We start from the raw sequence: 2,210 nt of genomic DNA, 5'->3' as shown, positions 1-2,210 counted from the left end.
GTGTGGTGCGACAAGAAAAGTCGCTGTTTTGAGTTGTTAATCGGAAGAAATTCCGAAAACCATTTGTGTCGTCAGATGAACCTACGAGAGTTAATAAAGCCTCTCTGACAACGTAGTGAAACTACGGGTGAAGAGCCTGTGGTGAGATGATAACTTCTGAAAGGAATTAAATCTACCTGATAGCCAAAATCGGGATAACTACCAGGTAGCTGGTATGGTGAACATATGTGAATCTGTGATAAAGGTCGTAACTCGCAACAAGCGCAATTGGCTGACACGCTTGAACCAAAAGGTACGAAAGGTAGTTGGGAGAATCACACGAACCCCACACGACTACAACACTTTCCGGCCGAGAGCAGACACCTAACCCGGCATTACTCAAACAGCGGAACTTGGAAACCCTGTATTTCTCTCCTCTATGGAGACAGTAGGCTGCAAGGTCTACCTATGGGAATGCAGGCTTGGGAGGTTGGAAAAAGCGAAAGTCAATTTGTAATGAGTTGAATACGGGTTTAAATGTCACCCGGTCTGAAAAGAAGCCTACGTCCAACTGGTCTTTCATTGCGAAAGAGTTTGTAGAATTTGTAAAAGTGAGGAAAGCAAATGAAAGATGCTTTGATATCTTGTGCGCCTGACACATCTATCTTGAATAACGTTTGGAACCAGTTTTACTGGTGCAACATTGAGAAAAATGTATACAGACTACAAATGCGTATCGCAAAGGCAGTTCGTAATAAAGAATACGGCAAAATCAAATCACTGCAATGGCTGCTAGTTAATTCTACTAGCGCCAAGCTATTGGCTGTGAAAAGAGTAACAACAACCAAAGGCAGCAAAACACCTGGTATAGATGGTATCGTTTGGACAACATCCGATGCTAAATACGAGGCGGCACGCAGCCTGAAAGTTAGAGGATATAAGGCACAACCACTTCGACGGATCTATATTCCCAAGAAAAATGGTAAGCAACGACCACTAAGCATACCCACCATGAAGGATAGGGCTATGCAAGCACTCTATTTGCTAGCACTAGAGCCAGTTGGTGAGACTACGGCAGATTTGAACTCCTATGGGTTCAGACCAAAACGTAGCACTCATGACGCAATCTACCAATGCTATCTAACATTAGCGAGGAAAAATTGTGCGCAATGGATTCTGGATGCCGACATTAAATCTTGTTTTGATGAAATCGATCACGGATGGCTCAAAGACAACATCATGATAGACCAACGAGTACTAAAACAGTGGCTTGAAGCAGGTTACACAGAAAATAATCAACTGTTTGAAACAGTACGTGGTACTTGCCAAGGTGGTCCAATTTCACCACTATTGGCCAATATAGTATTAGACGGGCTGGAAAAGGAAATACATTCAGGCACAAAGCAAGGTGATAAAGTAAACTATATTCGCTTTGCTGATGATTTCATTGTTACCGCAAAAACGCCAGAAATTCTCGAAACAAAAGTACTCCCGATAATAACCCGTTTTCTCGCGCAACGAGGGCTTTCCTTATCACAGGAAAAAACCAGAATTGTGCATATAGAAAATGGTTTTGATTTTTTGGGCTTTAATGTGAGGAAATACAAGGGTAAATTTTTAACTAAACCTTCAACAGATAGCATTAAGGCAGTAAAAACAAAAATCAAAGAGACAGTCCAAAAAGGTTATGGTTGGAGTGGCGCTGACTTAATATCAGCCCTAAATCCAATCATAAAAGGATGGGCTAATTACTATCGAAGGGTTGTTTCTAAAGAAACATTTGCTGAAATCGACAATTACATTTTTCAAAAAACATTTAATTGGACAATGAGAAAATTTCACGGGAATACTCGCTATAAAGCAGTTGATCGTTATTTTCGAAACCGTAGTCTATTTAGGCGATGGATTTTTAGTGATATCGTCAAACAAAATGGAAATAAAAAGTATGTCTGTATTAACAAAATGATGGATACGAAAATACAGCGACATGTCAAAATAAGATCTCAAGCCAATCCTTATCTACCAGAGTATATTGAATACTTCAATGATAGGAAAAAATGGACTAAAGAATGCTCTCTTATACAATGGTATAGAGACAGGAAATTAAACGTTATTGAAAGTGATGAACTGCTGGGTGAATAGCCTTAGAAAGGCTTGAGCGTAATGCGGTGAAAGTCGCACGTTACGTTCTTAGGGGACGGGATCGGAGCAATTCGATCCTGTTACCCGAC

1 protein-coding gene is annotated in these 2,210 nt (G+C 40.5%); it reads left to right on the top strand.

Going from position 1 to position 2,210, the window contains the following annotated elements:
• The first annotated feature begins 603 nt into the window (after nt 1–603).
• Nucleotides 604–2,121 (top strand): group II intron reverse transcriptase/maturase, encoded by a 1,518-nt coding sequence (ltrA, locus tag ACWTEW_RS30135; protein ID WP_454783625.1) that lies wholly within the window; start codon nt 604–606, stop codon nt 2,119–2,121.
• Nucleotides 2,122–2,210: the final 89 nt, after the last annotated feature.

The organism is Legionella stuttgartensis, assembly GCF_977063405.2.
This window is presented reverse-complemented; position numbering and strand designations above follow the sequence as displayed.

Coding starts and splice junctions, on each gene's coding strand:
- ltrA (WP_454783625.1), top strand. CDS start 604: ATGAAAGATGCTTTGATATCTTGTGCGCCTGACACATCTATCTTGAAT.